Source organism: Streptomyces varsoviensis (assembly GCF_000718635.1).
Taxonomy (GTDB): domain Bacteria; phylum Actinomycetota; class Actinomycetes; order Streptomycetales; family Streptomycetaceae; genus Streptomyces; species Streptomyces varsoviensis.
In genome coordinates this window covers 62603-78821 of record NZ_JOBF01000016.1, presented here as the reverse complement: position 1 = coordinate 78821, position 16219 = coordinate 62603, and the positions used below count along the sequence as shown (strand labels likewise).

Below are 16219 nucleotides of genomic sequence, written 5' to 3'. Positions count from 1 at the left end.
GAATTCCGGCCGCGGGAGCCCAGCCGCGGGACCCAGCCAGCGCGACGGCCCCGCAGACCTTCGGCCGCTCTCCCCTCCCCGCCCCTCCTCACACATGCGGCCACTCCAGCCGTACGGTCGTGCCCCGGCCCGGTGCGGAGTCGACGGTGGCGCGGCCGCCGACGGAGGCCATGCGCTCGACGACCGACCAGGCCAGCCCGCGGCAGTGGGCGGGTACGAGCGTCACGTCGAACCCGGCGCCGTCGTCGCTGACCGTCACGGTGACCCGGTCGCCCGCGCGCCCCGCCCGTACCGTGGCGTGGTCGACGCCCGAGTGCCGTGCCACGTTGCGCAGCGCCTCCGCCACGCCGTCGCGCAGCGCCACGACCGCCGGGTGCCAGGCGCTGCCGAGCCCGTCCGCGAACTCCGCCCGTACGCGCAGCGGGTTCTCGGCGATCTCCTCGCGCAGCTCCCCGGCCACCTCCGACTCCCCGGTCATGACCCGTTCCGCCGCCAACTTCCGTAAATCCTTGGCCGCCTGACGCCGCAGCACGTCGCCGGGGATGGACTGGCCGCGTACCGCGACCATCAGCAGGGTGGCACACGCGGTGTCGTGCAGCGTGGCCAGGTACTCGCGCTCCGCCGAGCGCTGCGCCTGGGCGACCTCGTGGCCGCGCCGGGCCGCGGCGGTCCTCGCGGCCGCCGCGTCGGCGGTGCGGCTGCTGCGCAGGACGAGCCGGTACAGCCCTTGGGCGAGCGAGGACTGCACCAGCAGCCACCCCACGTTGGGCAGCGCGTACGACCAGCCCGCCGGCCGGTCCAGCATCGCCCCGGCCAGATCGGCGGCGGCGAGATACAGGGCCAGCGCGAGCGCGACCGGCGCCGGGTACATCAACTGGTACGCCACGGCCACGATGCTGACGGCCACCAGCACCCAGGTGCTGCCGTGCAGCGTCTGCGACGCGGGGACCGTCAGGGCCTGGCTGAGACACATCCCGGTCAGCACCGCCACGTCGGCGGCGAGCAGCGGCCGGGGCCGCCGCCCGGCCGTGCCGAGCCGGTAGTGCACGGCGCTCCACCCGAGCACCCCAGCCGCGATCGCCGCGGCCGCCGGCATCGCCTCCACCGGCATCGCGGGCGCCGCGAGCAGCGCGCACGAGCACACGACGACCGCGCGGATGCGGTACGCGTACCGGCGCCCGAAACTCACGAACTCCCGCTCGGCGGGGCCGGGGCCAGGGCCGGGGCCGCCCGGTCCGTCCGGTCCGCCAGGCCCGTCCGGTCCGCCAGGCCCGTCCGGTCCGCCAGGCCCGTCAGCACGACGTTTCGGAGGCCGGTCAGGAGACCGGTCCGGAGACCGGTCAGGAGGCCGGTCCGGTTCGAATGCCACGCCTGTCACGCCGCGCCCCCGCCCGCCGGGATTTCCGCCGCCGATTATCGGTTGTCGGTTGTCGGTCGATTGACCGTCACACGTCCGCGGCCGCCGACGATAGCGTCTGTCAGGTCAGCGTGCGGGCCGCTCCGGCACCTTGCCGGGACGGGGCCCGCACATCGCCGGAACGTCCTCACCGCCCGGCCCGGGGCACCACCCGGTCGAGGCCGCCGAACTCAAGGCCGCCGACCGGTGCTCCGGGCCCGTGGGACACCCGGCCCCCAAAGCCCGGAACGCCGGGTCTCCTGCCCCACGGGGGTGGGCAGGGGCACCCGACCCGGCGTTCCCGGCGTTCCCAGCGGCCTCTGCGGCCGACGGCCCTCCACTGCCCGCCCATGCCGCCGCCCGGCAGATCGTTCGAGCGGTTCGTCCGAGCGGTTCGTCCCAACAGTTCGTCCGAGCGGTTCGTTCGAGCGGTGCCCGCCGGCCCCGCACCCTTGGCGAACCGGCTCTGATCAGGCTGATAGCGTCTCTGCCGAAAGTGAGGGCACGTCATATTCGTGCCGCCGGGTCGGGAAGGATCGAACGCGCGATGATGGGCCATTCGCACGCCATGAGCGGTGCGCTGATCTTCGCGGGCACCGCGACGTACCTCCCGCCCATGCTGCTGGACACGCACCTCTCGCCGCAGGAAATCCTGATGGGCACCGTGCTCTGCGCCGGCGCCGCGCTCCTGCCCGACCTGGACCACCACGACGGCACCATCGCCAACTTCCTCGGCCCGGTCTCCAAGACGCTGTGCCGCTTCGTCGCCTGGGCCTCCGGCGGCCACCGGCACGCCACGCACTCGCTGTTCTTCGTGGCGTTCATGACCATCGGGAGCTGGGCGGGCGTGACATATCTGGGCCGCCCGTTCACCCTCGGCATGTCCTTCTTCCTGCTGGCCCTGGCCGTACGGGCACTGAACCTCTGCCCGCCCGGGCACGGTTTCTCGGCCTGGGGCACCATCGTGGCGATGGCCGGAATGGGAACGGCCGTACTCGCCAAATTCATCCCCTCGGCCCCCGGCTGGCTGCCCTACGCCATCGGACTGGGCTGCCTGGCGCACCTGCTGGGCGACTCCATCACCAAGATGGGCGCGCCGTGGCTGTGGCCGCACAAGAAGCGCTACGAGATCGTGGTGATCCAGCACACCGGCAACAAGCTGGAGACGGAGATACTCACCCCCCTCATGGGCGTGGCCACCGTCGTCCTCCTCTGGTTCACCGCCCTGTCGCCGAACGCCATCTAGCCGCGCTCCCGCGCGTACCGCTCAGTCCTCCTTCCGTACGCGTACGGTCCGCAGGGTCGGGTCCATCGCGTCCGGGACGTGCATGCCGCCCGCGACGCCGGTCTCCAGGTAGCGCAGTACGGGGGCCGTCAGCCGCTCGCCCGGCAGGGCGGCGGGGATGCCGGGCGGGTACGGGGTCAGCATCTCGGCGACCACCCGCCCCTCGGCCTCGGCCAGCGGCACGGTCTCGATGGGGCCGAAGAACGCGTCGCGGGGCAGGCAGGCCTGTTCGAGCCGGAGTTCGCTGGACGGCGGGACGTCGACGACGGGGGCCGGGCGCAGCCGCGGGGCGTGGTCGGCCAGCCCGCGCAGGGCCGTGAGCAGCGCGTCCGTGGTCTCCGCGTCGTCGGCGTGGGTGATCTGGGAGCTGATCCTGCGGTGGTCGGCGAGGTGCGCGTCGATGTGGTGGTGCTCGCGCAGCCAGTCGGCGGCGCGGTAGCCCGTGGTCCCCAGCCCCTGGACGTCGATCACCACCGGGAGCGGGTCGAACCCGGCGGCCAGCCCTGGCCCGCAGAAGTCCTCGCGGTCGTTGACGTGCAGCCCCTCGATGTCCTCGATGGCCGCGCGCGCCTCGGCGGCCAGATCGAGGGCGTGGCTCAGCAGCCGGTGGCCGTCCAGCGCCATCTGCCGCCGCCAGCCGTCCATCCCGGCGTAGAGGAGTACGGAGGGGCTGGTGGTGCCCAGCAGATCGGCCCGCGAGGCGAGGACGGCGGGGTCGACCAGATCGCCTTGGAGGTGGAAGACGGAGCCCTGCTCCAGCCCGCTGCCCATCTTGTGGATGCTGGTGACGCAGACGTCGGCGCCGGCGTCCATCGCCCAGGACGGCAGCTCGGGATGGAAGGGCAGATGCGCGCCCCACGCCTCGTCCACGATGAGCGGGCGCCCCCGCCGGTGGCACACCTCGGCGATGGCCCGCAGGTCGGCGCAGCTCCCATACGGCGTGGGGCTGGTGACCAGCGCGCCCATGGCGTCCGGGTGCTCGTCGAAGGCCCGCTCGAACTCGGCCGCCGACGGCGGGTGCGCCAGGTGCCGCTGGTCGTCCCAGGACGGGTCCGTCCACACCGGCCGCACCCCGGAGATGATCAGCCCCGAGACCACCGACTTGTGCGCGTCGCGGCCCACCAGCAGCTTCTCGTACGGGCCGGCGACCGCGAGCATCGCGGCCTTGACGGAGAGGGAACTGCCGCAGGTGGAGAAGAAGGTGTGCTCGGCGCGTACGGCATCGGCCATCAGGGCCTCGGCCCGTTCCAGTACGCGGCCGGTGGTGCGCCGGTCGTCGAGGCCGCCGGACGCCAGCAGGTCACCGTAGAAGACCGCGTCGCCGAGCACCTCGCGCACCCGCGGGTCCGCCCCGCGGGCCTGCTTGTGCCCGGGCGGGGTGAAGGACAGCTCCTTCGACTCGCGGTAGCGGACCAGGGCGTCGAGTACCGGCGCCTCATGGTGATCCACGTGATCATCTTGATCGACAGCCATGGACAGACGACTGCCCCTGACGGCCCGCCCCCAATCCCTTTCCCTGGCGCACCCCGAATTGCCGCCGGTCACCTGATTGGCGATCAACTTCCTTGCTCGGCAAAGGACTGTGGTGCCGTGGGCCTTTATCCGTCTGCGGCGCAGGCGGCCGGCCGTTCACTTGATTGGCGGATGAAGTGGAAGGGACGGGGAACAGGTGTCATGGATGTGCTTACGGGTACTCCCTCCGGCACCGCCCGACGAATAGCTGAACGGATAGCGGAGACAGCGGAGATAGGGGAGATTGCGGAGCAGGGGAGATAGCCGAGAGGGGCCGGCGGAGACGGATGGCCGAAAAGCCGGCTGAACGGGTAACGGCGCAGGTGGGGCGGGCTGCGCATAACTGGAGGCGGCATGAGCGTTTTCCGTGATCCGGCAGCGGGTCGGGCACGACTTGTCGGGTGGGGTCGGGGCCGGTTTCCCGGGCGGGGTCCGGCGCGGCTTCCCGGGCGGGGTCCGACGCGGCTTCCCGGGCGGGGTCCGGCGTGCGGGACGGCTTCCGCTTCGGTACGGGCGTCGGCTCCCGCTTCGGCATGGGCGTCGGCTCCCGCTTCGGCATGGGCGTCGGCTCCCGCTTCGGCATGGGCGTCGGCTCCCGCTTTGGCATGGATGTCGGCATGAGTACGCGCCGATGGGGGCGGCCCGCCCGTACGAAAGAGCCCAGTCGCCCTCCCATTCCTCCTCCCCCTCCCGCCGTCGCCTCCGCGAAAGGGCCGCGCCCCCTGCCCGTACCGCGCGTCATCGCCCCCGAAATCGAGGGGCCGGAGGACGTGATCGTGGATGACGCGGGCCGGATCCTGGCCGGGGCCGCGGACGGGCGCGTGTGGCGGTTCGCGCTGCCGGAGGAGCCCGGGGGCGATATCCGGCCGGAAGTCGTCGCGCGCACCGGGGGCAGGCCGCTGGGCCTGGAGGCCGTACCGGGCGGCGGGGTGCTCGTATGCGACGCGGAGCGCGGCCTGCTGCGGGTGGACCCCGAGACGGGGGCCGTCGTCACCCTCGCGGACGCGGTGGCCGGCGCGCCCCTGCGCTTCTGCAGCAACGCCGCCGCGGCGGCGGACGGCACCGTCTACTTCACGGTCTCCAGCCGCCGTTACGGCCTCCAGGACTGGCTCGGCGACATCCTGGAGCACACCGCTACGGGCCTCCTGCTGCGCCTGCGGCCGGGCGGGGAGCCCGAAGTGCTGCTGGACGGGCTCCAGTTCGCGAACGGCGTGGCGCTCGCCACGGACGAGTCCTTCGTCGCGGTGGCGGAGACCGGCGCGTACCGCGTCAGCCGCTACTGGCTGCACGGGCCCCGAGCCGGCCGCTACGACTGCCTCGCTGACGACCTGCCAGGTTTCCCGGACAACATCTCGCGCGATATCTCGCGCGGTGCCGCCCGTGGCATCCGCGACGACATCTCCAGCGGCAGCTCCCCTGACGTTTCTCCCGGCATCTCCCGTGACGTCCCCCGTGGTGCTGACGGCGTGTTCTGGGTCGCTCTCGCCGGGCCGCGCCAGCCGGGCCTGGACTGGCTGCACCGCAGGGGCCCCGCCGTCGGTCGGGCGGCGTGGAAGGCGGCGCGGCACGCCCCGCCCCGGCCGAGCCGCACCGTACGCGTCCTGGGAATCGGTACGGACGGCGGCGTCGTCCACGATCTCCGGCGCGCCCGGAGCCCGTACCGGATGGTCACGAGCGTCAGCCGGGCCGGCTCGTATCTGGTGATGGGCAGTCTGACGGAACGGGGCGTCGCCGTCGTCGATCTCCCGCCGTTGCCGCCATTGCCGCCGTTGCCGACGGGCCGCGCGGATGGCGATAACCGGCATTAGCCGGTGGCGACCGCTTCCGCGTCCGCGCTTCTTTCTTACCTCTTCTACACCTCTTCTCCCTCCTCTCCCTCCCGCATCCTTCTCTTTCTCTGCTTCTCCCGGTGGGTGGGCGCAGATGCCCGTACTGGCCCGTGCGGCCGGGCCGGTTTGTATCGGCTTTGCTACGGGATCGTTCATACGCGGCCGGATGCGTGTCATTCGGCGCAGAGATTGTGTGTTCATCTTTAAGATTGCGGGATGCATATAGCCAGCACACTTCCCAACGGGGTGATCCGGTGATCGGTCGCGACGCCACCGACGAGCAGTGGGAGGGCCTGGCCGAGGTCGTCCCCCTGCGCAGCCGCAACGCATGGCCTTCCTGGCCCAACCACCGGGCGCTGCCCGAGGAGGAGCCCGACGAGGAGCAGCGCCGGTTCGTCGTCATCCGGGTGCAGGTCTTCGCCGACGCCCGTGAGGTCGCCGAGTACCTGATCGCCCAGATCCCGGTCCTCCTCGATCTCAGCGTCGCCGACAGCGAGGTCGCCAAGCGCATCCTGGACTTCTCCAGCGGGGTCGTCTTCGGCCTGGGCAGCGCCATGCACCGGGTCGACGCGAACGTCTTCCTGCTGGCGCCCGTGGGCACCGAGGTCGCGGAACCGGCGATCGGCTCCGGCGTACCCCGATCGTAGGAAGACCCGTCAGCTAAAACGGTTCGCCGTACGGGCCGGTGCATACGGTCCGGGCATGGACGCACGCTGCGCCGGACCGGCCGCCACAGTTCGCCCGACCGCTCGCCCCACCGTCACCGAGATCAGGCTCTCCGCCTTCAAAACGCACCGCAAAGCGACCTTCCCGCTCGGCCCGCTCACCCTCTTCACGGGCGCGAGCGGCAGCGGCAAGTCCACCGTCCTCCAGGCGTACGAGGCGCTGGGCCGGCTCGCCGGCGGTGAGCGCCTCGCCGCCGCCCTGGCCCCGGTGGCCGGCGGGAGCGCCGCCTGCGTACCGCGCCAGGCCCGACCGGACGCGCAGGGGCGGCGCGGGTTCCGCATCGGCTGCACGGTGGACGGGCCGGCCGGCGAGATCCGCCTCGACCTGGCCGTACAGGCCGAGCCCGAACTGCGCCTGGTCGGCGAACGACTCACCGGGGCCGGCTGCACCCTGCTGTCCAGCGCGCTGCGCGACCCCGAGCGGCGCAGCGTGCAGGCCGCCTGGCACACCGCCGGCGCCGTCCCCGTCACCCGCGCCCCGCTCCCCGACGACCTGCTCGGCACGGCCCTGCTGCCGCTGCGCGTCGCGGGCAAGACGGCGGGGCAGCGGCTCGTGCTCCAGGCCGCCGAACAGGTCGTGGTCGCCCTGCGCTCCGTCTTCGCCTGCGACCCGCGGCCGGAGCTGATGCGGGCCCCGGCCCAGGCGCGGGACGCGCTGCTGCGCAGCGGATGCGACAACGTTGCCGCGGTGCTGGGGCGTACGAGCAGGGAGTGCGCCATCCGGCATACGGCCCTGGTGGCGGCGGTACGGGCCGGGTGCCGGGGCGCCGCGGTGGACGGGCTGAGCGCGCGAGAGACGGAGGGCGGTCTCGTACGGGCCGTCCTGGCATCGGCGCCGGACGGCGACGGGATGCCGGTGGAGCGGCTGGGCGACGGCGAACTGCGCTACCTCGCGCTCGCCCTGGTCCTGCTGACCGGGCCCGGCGTGCTGGCCATGGAGCGGGCCGCGGAGGTGCCCGAGGCCCGGCAGTCGCTGACTCTGCTCCTCGACGGGTTCGACCGGTGCCTCGACCGGCGGCAGGCGCGCGAACTGCTGGCGCTCGCGGTGCGGATGTGCGCACGGGGGCACATCAGGCTGGTGGGGACGGTGGCCTCGGCCGAGACCCTTGGGGTGGGGGAGACGGGGAAGACAGGCGAGCCGGGGGAGCCGGGGGAGCCGGGCGAGCCGGGGGCCGAGTGGGGCGGGGAAGTGACGGTGGTAGACCTGGGGCGTGACCGAAACCCCTGATTCCGCACGTACGACCTCTGCTTCCGCGCCGTCGGCCCACGCACGAGACGCGGCTGACGCAGGATATGGAAGAGACGGAAGAGACGGAAGAGACGGAAGAGACGGAGACGTACGGACGCTGCAGCGGCGGCTCGTCGAGTTCGCGGCGGCGCGCGACTGGCAGCAGTTCCATACGCCCAAGAACCTGGCGGCCGCGCTGAGCGTCGAGGCGTCGGAACTGGTGGAGATCTTCCAGTGGCTGACGCCGGAGCAGTCGGGGCGGGTGATGGCAGATCCGAAGTCGGCGGCGCGGGTCGAGGACGAGGTCGCGGACGTGCTGGCGTACCTGTTGCAGTTCTGCGAGGTGCTGGGGATCGACGTGCTGGCGGCGCTGGCGGCGAAGATCGACCGCAATGAGCACCGCTTCCCGGCGGTGCTCCCGGGGGCGCTCCCGGGGGCCGCGGAGGCAGAGCGGAACGGTCCGCTTACGGCCGATCGTCACTCTCCGGAGTGATTGAGTTATCCACAACGCATTTGGTATCCACAGATTTCTGCTTTCCCCTGGCTTTTCCGGCGGTTAGTCATCACTCTGGGTAGTGAGGTCGAGACGGCGGAGAGCGGGGACGGAACATGGAGGCAATGCGGCTCATCGGAGTCACACGGCACGCCCTGGCAGGAGCCAGCGGCGTGTGCGACATCGTCATGGAGGCATGGCAGGTACAGGCGTTGGCCCAGGCGATGGGCAGTCATCTGGCGGCCACGGGCCCGGCGGAGATACGGGCGGAGGCGAGCGGCCTCAGCGAGGCGGGCGGCCGGGCCTGCGGCGCGTTACGCCAGTCCGTCCTGCGAGATGGCGGGGTGCGGGCCACGCAGCTCTCCGAGGTGCGGGACCCGCGGCGGGCCTTGCTGGGGCTCGGCGGACTGCTCGGAGATGTGGGAATCGCCCTGGTCACGGTCGCTTCGGCGTCCGACGAGGACGGCGTGTACTGGCAGTGCATGGAAGCCATCGACGCCGCCGACGAGTCCAGCGACCGGGTGCTCGGACTGCTCAGGCGCTTCGCGGTCCGCGAGCGCGGCCCTGACGACGCGTGGGCCCGCCGCGCGTGAGGCGAGCAGCGGCCCCAGGCCCGGACGGGGGCGGGCCCGGCGCCCGAGGAGCGGGGAGGAGCGCACTACTGACCACGCAGGCGGCGGCCCGCTACATACGCCCACGCACATCACCCCATGCACGCAAGCACGCACGCCACCGAGATCAGCTCACGCGCATCAACCCGTACGGATACGGCCACCCCTGGGCCCCACCACGGCAGCCCACCCACCCAGGACCGCACCTGCCCCCGCACGGGAGCCCACCCATGCAGGACCGCACCCCCGCCCATGCGCGGCAGCCATCCGCGCAGCGCCGCACCCAGTGCACCCCGCCTGGCCACCCGGCCATCCGGCCCAGCGGGCCATCCGGCCGCCGGCCGCCGGCCACTCGATCACCTGGGCCGGCCCTCGCGCGTGAGCGGACCAGCGTCAGCGAACCGTCAGCGGGTCGACACCTGCGGCATGACCTTGTCGGCGATCAGTTCCAGGTGGTCGAGGTCCGACAAGTCGAGGATTTGGAGGTAGATGCGCTGCGATCCGACCGACTCGAACTTGCCGATCTTCTCGGCGACCTCGTTCGGGGAGCCGGCGAGGCCGTTCTCCCGGAGGTCCTCCACGCTGCGGCCGATCGCCTCGGCCCGGCGTGCGACCTCCGCGTCGTCCTTGCCGACGCAGGCGACGAGGGCGTTGGAGTAGACGAGCTCGGACGCCTTGCGCCCCCGCTCCTCGGCCGCCGCCCGCACCCGGGCGAACTGCCGCTCCGAGTCCTCCGGGGACGCGAAGGGGATGTTGAACTCGTCCGCGTAGCGCGCGGCGATGGCGGGGGTGCGCTTGGTGCCGTGGCCGCCGACGAGTACGGGGATGCGGGGCTGGGCGGGCTTGGGCAGGGCGGGTGAGTCGGTGAGCTGGTAGTACGTGCCGTCAAAGGAGTAGCGGTCGCCGACGGGGGTGTTCCACAGCCCCGTGATGATCTCCAGTTGCTCCTCCAGCCGCCCGAACTTCTCCTTCGGGAAGGGGATGCCGTACGCCGCGTGCTCCTCGGCGTACCAGCCGGAGCCGAGGCCGAAGTCCACTCGGCCGCCGGACATCTGGTCGACCTGGGCGACCTGGATGGCGAGTACGCCCGGCAGCCGGAAGGTGCCGGCCGTCATCAGGGTGCCGAGGCGGATGCGCTTGGTCTCGCGGGCGAGCCCCGCCAGCGTGACCCAGGCGTCGGTCGGGCCGGGCAGACCGTCGACGTTCCCCATGTGGAGGTAGTGATCGGAGCGGAAGAAGGCCCCGTAATTGAGTTCCTCCGCGGCCTGCGCGACGCGGAGAAGGGTGTCGTAGGTTGCGCCCTGCTGAGGTTCGGTGAAGATGCGAAGATCCATGCCCCCCATCTTGCCTCGCGTGCCGGTGAGCCGGTCACCGCGTGGCGCGAGGACCGCTGATGACCCCTGTTCCCACTGTCCCGCTCGCCGTGGCCCTCGACCGCGGGCCGCTCGTCCTCGACGGCGGGCTGTCCAACCAATTGGAGGCGCAGGGCTGCGACCTCTCCGACGACCTGTGGTCGGCGCGCCTCCTCGCCGACGACCCGCGGCAGATCGAGGAGGCGCACACGGCCTATGCGAGGGCGGGCGCGCGGGTGCTGATCACCTCCAGCTACCAGGCCACGTACGAGGGGTTCGCGCGGCGCGGGGCCGGGCGGGCCGAGGCGGGGGCGCTGCTGCGGCGGAGCGTGGAGCTGGCCCGGCGGGCGGCCGGCGCGGTGGAGGGCGAGGTGTGGGTCGCCGCGTCCGTCGGGCCGTACGGGGCGATGCTGGCGGACGGCGGCGAGTACCGCGGGCGGTACGGGCTGAGCGTGGCGGAGCTGGAGCGGTTCCACCGGCCCAGGGTGGCGGCGCTCGCCGAGGCGGGGCCGGACGTGCTCGCCCTGGAGACCGTGCCGGACGCGGTGGAGGGGGAGGCGCTGCTGCGGGCGGTCGAGGGATGCGGGGTGCCCGTGTGGCTCAGCTACACCGTCGCGGGGGAGGCGACCCGCGCCGGGCAGCCGCTGGCGGACGCCTTCCGCCTGGCGGCGGGCAACGACCAGGTGATCGCGGTCGGCGTCAACTGCTGTGAGCCGGGCGACGCCGAGCGGGCCGTGGAGATAGCGGCGCGGACCACCGGGAAGCCGGTGGTGGTGTATCCGAACAGCGGGGAGGAGTGGGACGCCCGGGCGGGGGTCTGGAGGGGGCGGGCGACCTTCGACCCGGCGCGGGTCCAGGTGTGGCGGGCGGCGGGCGCCCGGCTCATCGGGGGGTGCTGCCGGGTCGGCCCGGACCGGATCGAGGAGCTGTCCCGCGTGCTCGGCGGCGCCGCGGGCAGCGGCGAAAACCAATAGGAGCGCAGGTAGAAGGGGGGAATAATGGCACATGTGTTCCTGACAATCACCACGACCGGCAGCCCTGAGCGCCCCGCGTCCGATCTCGGATACCTGCTGCACAAGCACCCCGACAACGCGCAGCGCTTCTCCACCTCCTACGGCACCGCGCACGTCCTCTATCCCGAGGCGACGGCGGAGCGGTGCACGGCGGCGCTGCTGCTGGAGGTCGATGCCGTGGCGCTGGTCCGGCGGGGGCGGGGCAAGGGGCGCGGCGGCGCGCCCGACTCGGCGCTCGCGCAGTACGTCAACGACCGTCCGTACGCGGCGTCTTCGCTGCTCTCCGTGGCGATCGGCAGCGTGTTCTCCAGCGCGCTGAAGGCGCAGTGCCGGGCCCGCCCCGAGCTGCCCGGGCGGCCGATGCCGCTGCGGATCGAGGTGCCCGCGCTGCCGGCGCGCGGCGCCGAGGACCTGGTGCCCCGGCTGTTCGAGCCGCTCGGCTGGGCCGTGACGGCGGAGCCGGTGGCGCTGGACGAGCGGTTCCCCGAGTGGGGCGACTCGCGGTACGTACGGCTCGTGCTGGAAGGCGAGCAGCGGCTCGCGGACGCCCTGCGCCAGCTCTACGTGCTGCTGCCGGTGCTCGACGGGGCCAAGCACTACTGGGTCGCGCCCGACGAGGTCGACAAGCTGCTGCGCTCCGGCGAGGGTTGGCTGGAGAACCACCCCGAGCAGCGCCTCATCACCAGCCGCTATCTGGCCCGGCGCGACCGGCTCACCCGGGACGCGCTCGAACGCCTCGAACTCGCCCGGCTCGCCGAGGCCGACGGCAGCGAGCTGGAAGAGCTGGACAACGCCGTGGACGAGGAGAGCGACACCGAGGAGAAGCCCGTCCCGCTGGCCGTGCAGCGGCGTGAGGCATTCCTCGGGGAGCTGCGCGCGGCCAAGGCGGCCCGGGTGCTCGATCTCGGCTGCGGGCAGGGGCAGTTGGTGGCCGCGCTGCTGAAGGAGGCGCAGTTCACCGAGATCGTCGGGGTCGACGTGTCGATGCGGGCGCTGAAGGCGGCGGCGCGGCGGCTGCGGCTGGAGCGGATGTCCGAGCGGCAGGCCGCGCGAGTGCGGTTGCTGCAGGGCTCCCTGGCCTACACCGACAGCAGGCTCAAGGGGTACGACGCGGCGGTGCTCAGCGAGGTGATCGAACACGTCGATCCGCCGCGGCTGCCCGCCCTGGAGTACGCCGTCTTCGGCGCGGCCCGGCCGGGGACGGTGCTGGTGAGCACGCCCAACGTCGAGTACAACGTGCGCTGGGAGACCCTGCCCGCCGGGCACGTCCGCCATGGCGACCACCGCTTCGAGTGGACGCGCGCGGAGTTCCGCGCCTGGGCCGAGGGCGTGGCCGAGCGGCACGGGTATGCGGTGGAGTTCCGGCCCGTGGGCCCCGACGACCCGGAGGTCGGCCCGCCCACCCAGTTGGCCGTCTTCACCATGGACGCGCGGGACGGGAACACACGGGACGGAAACGCGCGGCAGGGGAACGCGCGGCAGGGGAACGCGCGGGACAAGAGCGCTCAGGGTGACACCACGCGGAACGAGACCGAGAAGGAGGGGAAGGCGGCATGACCGGCACCGAGACCACCACCGCGGCCACAACCGAAGCCAAGACCGAAGCCAAGACTGAAGCCAAGACCGAAGCCACGAAGGGAGCCACGGCCGAAGCCGCCGGGGCGAATCGCGCCCAGCGCGCACTCGCCGTGCCCGATCTCTCCCTCGTGGTCCTCATCGGTGCCACCGGTTCCGGCAAGTCCACGTTCGCGGCGCGTCACTTCAAGCCCACCGAGATCATCTCCTCGGACTTCTGCCGCGGGCTGGTCAGCGACGACGAGAACGACCAGAGCGTCAGCCGGGACGCCTTCGACGTCCTGCACTACATCGCGGGCAAGCGGCTCGCGGCGGGGCGGCTCACCGTCGTCGACGCCACGAGCGTCCAGGCGGAGAGCCGCAAACAGCTCGTACGGCTGGCCCGCGAGTACGACGTGCTGCCGGTGGCCATCGTCCTCGACATGCCCGAGGAGGTCTGCGCGGCGCGCAACGCGGCGCGCCCCGACCGGGCCGGTCTGCCCCGCCACGTCATCCAGCGCCACCAGCGCGAACTGCGCCGCTCCCTGCGCCACTTGGAGCGCGAGGGGTTCCGCAAGGTGCACATCCTGCGCGGCGTGGAGCAGGCGGAGGCCGCCGAGATCACCCTGGAGCGGCGCTACAACGACCTGCGCCACCTCACCGGACCGTTCGACATCGTCGGCGACATCCACGGCTGCCGCTCCGAGCTGGAGACCCTGCTCGGCAAGCTCGGGTACGCCGTCGAACGGGACGGCGCGGGCCGACCGGTGGACGCCGCGCACCCCGACGGCCGCACGGCCGTCTTCGTCGGCGACCTCGTGGACCGCGGCCCGGACAGCCCCGGCGTGCTCCGCCTCGTCATGGGCATGGTGGCCGCGGGCCACGCGCTGTGCGTGCCCGGCAACCACGAGAACAAGCTCGGCCGGTACCTGAAGGGCCGAAAGGTCCAGCACACGCACGGGCTCGCCGAGACCGTCGAGCAGTTGGAGAAGGAGGACGACACCTTCGTCGCGGAGGTGCGCGCCTTCATCGATTCGCTGGTCAGCCACTACGTGCTCGACGGCGGAGGGCTCGTCGTCTGCCACGCCGGGCTGCCCGAGAAGTACCACGGCCGCACCTCCGGCCGGGTCCGCTCGCACGCCCTGTACGGGGACACGACGGGGGAGACCGACGAGTTCGGCCTGCCCGTGCGCTACCCGTGGGCGGAGGACTACCGGGGCCGTGCCGCGGTCGTCTACGGCCACACGCCCGTGCCGAACACCTCCTGGATCAACAACACCATCTGCCTCGACACCGGTGCCGTCTTCGGCGGCAAGATGTCCGCTCTGCGCTGGCCCGAGCGCGAGCTGGTGGACGTACCGGCCGAGCGGGTCTGGTACGAGCCGGCTCGGCCGCTCTCGACCGAGGCGCCCGGCGGCGCCGACGGCCGGCCGCTCGACCTCGCCGATGTCGCGGGGCGGCGGACCGTGGAGACCCGGCACCTGGGCCGGATCGCGGTGAAGGAGGAGAACGCCGCCGCGGCGCTGGAGGTCATGAGCCGCTTCGCGATCGACCCGCGGCTGCTCGCCTACCTCCCGCCCACCATGGCGCCCTGCGCGACCTCGAAGGAGGACGGCTATCTGGAGCACCCGGCGGAGGCCTTCGCCGGCTACCGCGCGGACGGCGTGCGCCACGTGGTGTGCGAGGAGAAGCACATGGGGTCGCGGGCGGTGGTGCTGCTCTGCCGCGACCAGGACGTCGCGCGGGAGCGCTTCGGCGCGGCCGACGGCCTGACCGGGGCCGTGCACACGCGCACCGGACGGCCGTTCTTCGACGACCCGGAGCGGACCGAGGCCGTCCTCGCGCGGCTGCGGGCCGCCGTCGACGCGGCGGGCCTGTGGGAGGAGCTGGCCACCGGCTGGCTGCTGTTCGACGCGGAGCTGATGCCGTGGTCCCTGAAGTCCGGCGGGCTGCTCCGCAATCAGTACGCGGCCGTCGGCGCGGCCTCCCGCGCCGTCTTCCCGGGCGTGCTGTCGGCCCTGGAGTCCGCGGCGGCGCGCGGCGTGGACGTGTCCGGCCTCCTCGGCCTCCAGCGCGAGCGGGCCGCCGACGCGGCGGCGTTCACCGAGGCGTACCGGCGCTACTGCTGGCCGGTCGAGAGCCTGGCCGACGTGCGGCTCGCGCCGTTCCAGATCCTGGCCGCCGAGGGGCGCAGCCTGGCCGCCGTCCCGCACGACGAGCAGTTGGCGTGGCTCGACCGCCTTGTCGACGCCGACCGGGGCGAGCAGGGCGGCGGGCTGCTGACCCGTACGCGCCGGCTCGTCGTCGACACGGAGGACGAGGCGTCGGTCGCCGAGGGCGTGCGCTGGTGGCTCGACCTGACCGCGGCGGGCGGCGAGGGCATGGTCGTCAAGCCGCTCCAGGCGTATGTGCGCCGGGAGGACGGCAGACTCACCCAGCCCGGCGTCAAATGCCGGGGTCGCGAGTACCTGCGCATCGTCTACGGCCCGGAGTACACGCGCCCGGAGAACCTGGACCGGCTGCGCGTACGGCATCTGGGGCACAAGCGCTCGCTCGCCCTGCGCGAATACGCGCTCGGCCTTGAGGCGCTGGACCGAATAGCGGACGGCGAGCCGCTGTGGCGGGTGCACGAGGCGGTGTTCGCGGTACTGGCCCTGGAGTCCGAGCCGGTCGACCCCCGTCTCTAGCCTCCCCGGCGGCCCCGGCCACCACCCCGGCGGACCCCGGCCACCCCGCTGGCCCTCGGCCTCCGCGGCGGGCCCTCGGCCTCCGCGGCGGGCCCCGGCCTCCGCGGCGGGCCCAGGCCCCCGCTGGCCCTCGGCCACCCTGGCGGCCGTCGGCTACCCCGGGTGCCTTGGTCGCCCGGTCGCCGGGCAGCCTGCCCCGGTGCCCCGGTGCCCCGGTGCCCCGGTGCCCCGGTGGCCCGGTGGCCCGGTGGCCCGGTGCCCCGGTGGCGGCCTCAGTGGCGGGGTGGCGACGAGGGGCGCGAGACGGCGTCCCGGCCAATCCGGGCCGGGGGGCCACGGGCCCAGGCCCCGGTGGCCCCCCACCGGGCTTTCGGACCTCGGGGCGACGGGAGCCCCGGCCGTCCGGTTCCGGTTCCGCGTCCCCGGTCCTGCGCCCCGGTCCTCCGGCTCCGGTCCCGCGTCCCGGTCCTCCGGCTCTGGTCCTGCACCCCGGTCCTTTGGCCCGGTCCGGCTCCACGCCGGAACCTGGCGCGT

Annotated in this window: 12 protein-coding genes; 9 read left to right on the top strand and 3 right to left on the bottom strand. The window is 73.3% G+C overall.

The genetic code is table 11. The annotated features are described in order from the left end of the window. Positions 1-88: 88 nt before the first annotated feature. The gene (locus IF55_RS23150; protein ID WP_048832340.1) at positions 89-1189 is read right to left on the bottom strand and encodes a sensor histidine kinase; all 1101 of its coding nucleotides are present in this window, start codon (positions 1187-1189) and stop codon (positions 89-91) included. Positions 1190-1943: 754 nt separating this feature from the next. Between IF55_RS23150 and IF55_RS23145 the strand changes: the two genes are divergently transcribed. After that, positions 1944-2642, top strand: coding sequence for a metal-dependent hydrolase (locus tag IF55_RS23145; RefSeq protein WP_030884051.1), 699 nt, complete (start codon positions 1944-1946; stop codon positions 2640-2642). A gap of 21 nt (positions 2643-2663) precedes the next feature. Here IF55_RS23145 and IF55_RS23140 read toward each other — a convergent pair whose 3' ends face one another. After that, a complete protein-coding gene (locus IF55_RS23140; protein ID WP_030884046.1) occupies positions 2664-4154 on the bottom strand; it encodes an aminotransferase class I/II-fold pyridoxal phosphate-dependent enzyme in 1491 nt (496 codons plus the stop codon). Between the two features lie 524 nt (positions 4155-4678). Here IF55_RS23140 and IF55_RS23135 point away from each other — a divergent pair. The 5 genes from IF55_RS23135 to IF55_RS23115 all read left to right on the top strand — a co-directional run bounded on the left by IF55_RS23135 (position 4679) and on the right by IF55_RS23115 (position 9061). Next, positions 4679-6001 carry an SMP-30/gluconolactonase/LRE family protein gene (locus IF55_RS23135; protein WP_245661344.1) on the top strand — a complete coding sequence of 441 codons (1323 nt, stop codon included), beginning with the start codon at positions 4679-4681 and terminating at the stop codon, positions 5999-6001. A 275-nt stretch (positions 6002-6276) separates the two neighbouring features. Further along, entirely contained in the window at positions 6277-6669 is a 393-nt protein-coding gene (locus tag IF55_RS23130; protein WP_030884042.1) for a cell division protein SepF, read from the top strand. 55 nt (positions 6670-6724) lie between these two features. Continuing rightward, entirely contained in the window at positions 6725-7975 is a 1251-nt protein-coding gene (locus IF55_RS23125; protein WP_078645020.1) for an AAA family ATPase, read from the top strand. 118 nt (positions 7976-8093) lie between these two features. Then, positions 8094-8468 carry a nucleotide pyrophosphohydrolase gene (locus tag IF55_RS23120; protein ID WP_048832359.1) on the top strand — a complete coding sequence of 125 codons (375 nt, stop codon included), beginning with the start codon at positions 8094-8096 and terminating at the stop codon, positions 8466-8468. 116 nt (positions 8469-8584) lie between these two features. Next, positions 8585-9061 carry a DUF6099 family protein gene (locus tag IF55_RS23115; RefSeq protein ID WP_030884036.1) on the top strand — a complete coding sequence of 159 codons (477 nt, stop codon included), beginning with the start codon at positions 8585-8587 and terminating at the stop codon, positions 9059-9061. A gap of 422 nt (positions 9062-9483) precedes the next feature. On the opposite strand, the gene IF55_RS23110 is transcribed toward IF55_RS23115, so the two are convergent. Beyond that, a complete protein-coding gene (locus tag IF55_RS23110) occupies positions 9484-10413 on the bottom strand; it encodes an LLM class F420-dependent oxidoreductase (protein ID WP_030884034.1) in 930 nt (309 codons plus the stop codon). A 59-nt stretch (positions 10414-10472) separates the two neighbouring features. Here IF55_RS23110 and mmuM point away from each other — a divergent pair, with 59 nt between their 5' ends. Genes mmuM through IF55_RS23095 form a run of 3 tightly spaced genes read left to right on the top strand, consistent with a single transcriptional unit; the run spans position 10473 to position 15685 of the window. Beyond that, positions 10473-11405: a homocysteine S-methyltransferase gene (mmuM, locus tag IF55_RS23105; protein ID WP_030884030.1), complete on the top strand. Its 933-nt coding sequence runs from the start codon at positions 10473-10475 to the stop codon at positions 11403-11405. 33 nt (positions 11406-11438) lie between these two features. Continuing rightward, complete coding sequence (locus tag IF55_RS23100) at positions 11439-13001, top strand: 3' terminal RNA ribose 2'-O-methyltransferase Hen1 (protein WP_030884027.1); 1563 nt, start codon at positions 11439-11441, stop codon at positions 12999-13001. Then, positions 12998-15685, top strand: a complete 2688-nt coding sequence (locus tag IF55_RS23095; RefSeq protein WP_078645017.1) for a polynucleotide kinase-phosphatase — start codon at positions 12998-13000, stop codon at positions 15683-15685. Before IF55_RS23100 ends, IF55_RS23095 begins: the two co-directional genes overlap by 4 nt. Positions 15686-16219: the final 534 nt, after the last annotated feature.